This window comes from Streptomyces sp. NPDC001880 (genome assembly GCF_053594575.1).
This window is the reverse complement of record NZ_JBSFET010000221.1, coordinates 1-3,378: the sequence shown is the minus strand read 5'-3', so window position 1 is coordinate 3,378 and position 3,378 is coordinate 1. Positions and strand designations below refer to the sequence as shown.

General features: G+C 67.6%; 7 protein-coding genes. 5 read left to right on the top strand and 2 right to left on the bottom strand.

All coding sequences use genetic code 11. From position 1 onward, the window contains the following. Positions 1-325: 325 nt before the first annotated feature. On the bottom strand, positions 326-742 hold the full coding sequence (locus ACWCQ6_RS36440; RefSeq protein ID WP_451096699.1) for an NUDIX hydrolase: 417 nt from the start codon (positions 740-742) through the stop codon (positions 326-328). Next, positions 739-1,314, bottom strand: coding sequence for an NUDIX hydrolase (locus ACWCQ6_RS36435; RefSeq protein WP_451096697.1), 576 nt, complete (start codon positions 1,312-1,314; stop codon positions 739-741). The genes ACWCQ6_RS36440 and ACWCQ6_RS36435 overlap by 4 nt, the downstream gene beginning before the upstream one ends. Before the next feature lie 604 nt (positions 1,315-1,918). On the opposite strand from ACWCQ6_RS36435, the gene ACWCQ6_RS36430 reads away from it, so the two are divergent. The 5 genes from ACWCQ6_RS36430 to ACWCQ6_RS36410 all read left to right on the top strand — a co-directional run. Continuing rightward, positions 1,919-2,281, top strand: a complete 363-nt coding sequence (locus ACWCQ6_RS36430) for a hypothetical protein (RefSeq protein ID WP_451096695.1) — start codon at positions 1,919-1,921, stop codon at positions 2,279-2,281. Beyond that, positions 2,278-2,418 (top strand): hypothetical protein, encoded by a 141-nt coding sequence (locus ACWCQ6_RS36425; protein ID WP_451096693.1) that lies wholly within the window; start codon positions 2,278-2,280, stop codon positions 2,416-2,418. Before ACWCQ6_RS36430 ends, ACWCQ6_RS36425 begins: the two co-directional genes overlap by 4 nt. Before the next feature lie 94 nt (positions 2,419-2,512). Beyond that, positions 2,513-2,794 carry a hypothetical protein gene (locus ACWCQ6_RS36420; protein WP_451096691.1) on the top strand — a complete coding sequence of 94 codons (282 nt, stop codon included), beginning with the start codon at positions 2,513-2,515 and terminating at the stop codon, positions 2,792-2,794. A 130-nt stretch (positions 2,795-2,924) separates the two neighbouring features. After that, positions 2,925-3,101: a hypothetical protein gene (locus ACWCQ6_RS36415; protein ID WP_451096689.1), complete on the top strand. Its 177-nt coding sequence runs from the start codon at positions 2,925-2,927 to the stop codon at positions 3,099-3,101. Between the two features lie 3 nt (positions 3,102-3,104). Then, on the top strand, positions 3,105-3,378 hold a 274-nt coding region (locus ACWCQ6_RS36410; RefSeq protein ID WP_451096687.1), incomplete at its 3' end, for a hypothetical protein.

Here is a 3,378-nt window from a genome sequence, read left to right as displayed (position 1 = left end):
AAACGCCCGCTCTGACGCGCACGTCAGAGCAGTCTTGCGATGCATTCATCCCCGGCGTGAACGCCGGGGCTTTCTGGCAAGAATCCCGGTAAGGTAGTCACAGAGGTGCTCCTTCAACTGAGTTGGATCTCCGACTGGCGGGTGGCGACCCGCTGGACTTCACGGCCGGACGGTGGCGACCATCCGGCCGTTTCTGTTGACGCATGAATGATCGTCTGGGTGTGTGGCAGGGTCGATGCGCCTCTGATGCAGTTGCGGTGCACCAAGCACCCACAGAAAAGCCCCACCCGGCAACGGGTGGGGCTTTGTTGCTGCTTGGTGATGACTAGGCGGGGCGGACCAGCGTGGCGTCGAGGTATCCCTGCACCGGTCCGAACAGGCCGTAGGGCACATAGGTTGGGATATCGCCGTGGCTGAGCCAAGCGACCTCGGCGATCTCTTCTGGGTCGCCCACTACCGCCTCGCCGGAGATCGCCTCGCAGGCCACATACGTCATGTGTACGCCCGTGTTCGGGTGCACCCGGTCACCGAGGACCCGGACCGCCTTGACATCCAGAGTGACTTCCTCGGCGACCTCCCGGACCGCGGCCTGCTCCGGGGACTCACCCGCCTCGATACCGCCGCCGGGAAACGCCCACAGAAGCTTCCCTTCCCGCTCCCGGCGTCGGATCATCAAGACCTTGCCTCCATCGACAATGATCGCCGTGGAGACGGGGGGCTGGTTGTCGGTCTGCTCGGTCACGCGGCCTCCAGGGCTTTTAGGATCGGCTCGAAGATCTTTTCTGCGGGAATGAAGCGGGTAAGGGCGCTGGTCGGCACCCATGTGACGTCCACGTTCTCCTGCGGATCGCGGTTCGCCGCCTCGCCCGTCAGGTGCTCGCAGAGGTAGTACTCGGCAAGGACACCAGTTGAAGGGTGCAGACGGCCACCGAGATGCTGGCGGACCGCGCAGTGGATGCCGGTCTCGGCAAGGGTCTCCTGTACAGCCACGGTCTCCGGCGACCCGCCCGGCTTCACCATCCCTGCAGGGAACTGCCAGGTCAGCGCGTCGTCCCCGCGGCGGCATACGAGGAGGACTTCCTCATGCCGCACGACGACGGCGATCGCCACCCGCAGAGCCTGGGCCCGAGCCGGCTCCTCAGCTGGCCGGGACAGGAGATTGAATCGTCGGTGCACGTGGTCGGATGCCCTCTCGTAGGTGGTGTCGAGGGCCAGCTGCATCTCCGGGCGCGGGACGATGTCCGGGCTCCGATGCCAGCCGGCGACCGTGCGTACAGCGACTCCGAGATGCTCAGCGAAGCCCTCGTTCGTCATGCGGAGGGCCGCCTGAAGAGCGCATGCTGTGCGGCCGGTCCACGTGTCTACGACTGTCACTATCCGGCTCCCGGAGTCGTGTTGCTGGGCTCTTGCATCACGGCTGCACTGCTACTGCACGGCGGGGCGAGCGAGGTGCACTCCGGCCGCACTAGTGGCTCATCACGGAGTAAGGCGGCTGCCGCTTGACTCAAAGGCATGGCGAACACATCCATCAGGGCTGCGGGTTCAGGTTGCGCGTTGCGCGTCGATCTGGTCTGCGATCCTTCGCGCCCACTCGCGGCTGTAGGGGGTGTGCTCTGCGATGGACGTCAATGGCACGCCAGCCGCCCGCGCATCTGCGACGAGTTCGTCGAGCTGACGTCGGGACTTCTCGTGTGCGGCACTGGCTCGGTCAAGCCGACGCAACCATGGCTGCCGTTCCTTCTCATCGAGCCTCGCGGGCGTACCTGTCATGTCCGGAATGGTCTCACGTTCTACCGCCAAGTGAATAGGCGCGCGCCGCTCACCTCATAGTGCCAACTTAGTTGCACCGATGCGTCCGGTCGTGCATTATCGAAGTGCCAAGAAAGTTGGCAGTCGCTCTTCGGAGGGAAGGACCGTCATGCCCAAGCTTGCGAGTTCCACGAACAGCGTCATCGGCTCCCCGCAGTCCCCGGCCGACATCGCCGCCAACGAGGCCGCGTCGTCCTATGAGCGCCCCGTCCCCACGGTCGACGTCGCCGAGCTCCTCACGGCGACCGCCGCGCTCCTTCTGGAGCGGCCGGCCCGCATCCTCACCCACACCGACCTCACCGCCACGGTGCTTGCCGCGGCTGGCTCGCAGGCTTCCACCGTGGCGCTGTGCCCGGCGTGGGAGGGGTGGGAGGCCCTGCCTCTGCACCGTGAGGGTGACGAGCACTGGGAGTACGCGGCCCGCCTGATCCTCGCGGCGAAGACCCTGACCACACACCAGCAGGGGCGGTGACCGTGTTCCGGTCGAGCGACCTGTGCCCCGCTGACCGCGAGACGGTCCGCATGATCCGGAGCGCGAAGGCTGCCGCCAAGGACGCCGAGGCCGCCCGCACGCTCCGCAAGAAGATCGAAGCGGCCCGCCGCCGCTAACCCGCCGTACCGCCGCGGTCGCGCGGTGACCGCCCCCGTACCTGCGCGACCGCGGCTCTCCACCACACCTCAGACCACCTAGAAGGGCACCACCATGTCTCTTTCCAACGCCGATCTCGCCACCGTGTCCGACCTCGCCGCCCGTCGCCGGGCCACCACGACCGTCGCCCAGGCCGAGGCGCTCGCCGCCCGGGTCGTTGACACCGACCGGCTGGCCGTCACGCTCCTCGACGAGTTCCGGGCTGCCTGGTCCGTCGGCGACCACGACCAGATGACGGCCGTGATCATCGCCGCGATCGAGCTCGACCAGTCCGCGCCGGACGCCCCCCGCCTCATGGACGAGATCCGCGGCATTCAGATGCCGGCCGCCGCCTGATGGACGAGTGCGAGCTCTGCGGAGCACCCGGCGGCTACCCGTACTGCAACGAGGCATGCCGTCACGCCGATCAGTGCACGGGCGATGACACCTGCCCCGACTGCTGAACCAACTCCCGAGAGGGCCAGCCATGAAGCGTTCCGAAGCGATCCAGTTCCACACCGAGGAAGCCGCCGCCGCTGACAGGCTCGCCGGCTTGGCCCCCGGCACCCCGGGAGCCCGCCAGTGCGCTTCCAACGCCCGCGACCACCGGGCGATGGCCGAAGCAGCCCGCGTTGGCGACTACCCCACCGACCTGGAGGACTGACCCATGACCACCACCGCACCGATCACCGCCGAAACGAACCTCATCACCCGCTACGCCGCCGACATCGCCTTCGTCACGGAAGAGTGGCCGGCCGTCACCCTTACCGACTTCGCCCACCAGCTCCGGACCGCTTCCGACCGCCTGGCCGACGCCGGCATCAACGGTGCCGAGGACCTGGACGACGCCGCGACCTACCTCGCCGACGCCGACACCACGGACGGCACGGAGAAGTGCACCCTCCTTGCCCACGCGGCCAAGCTCCTCGCCGACACCAGCG

Coding starts and splice junctions, on each gene's coding strand:
- ACWCQ6_RS36435 (WP_451096697.1), bottom strand. CDS start 1,314: ATGACGAACGAGGGCTTCGCTGAGCATCTCGGAGTCGCTGTACGCACG.
- ACWCQ6_RS36415 (WP_451096689.1), top strand. CDS start 2,925: ATGAAGCGTTCCGAAGCGATCCAGTTCCACACCGAGGAAGCCGCCGCC.
- ACWCQ6_RS36420 (WP_451096691.1), top strand. CDS start 2,513: ATGTCTCTTTCCAACGCCGATCTCGCCACCGTGTCCGACCTCGCCGCC.
- ACWCQ6_RS36430 (WP_451096695.1), top strand. CDS start 1,919: ATGCCCAAGCTTGCGAGTTCCACGAACAGCGTCATCGGCTCCCCGCAG.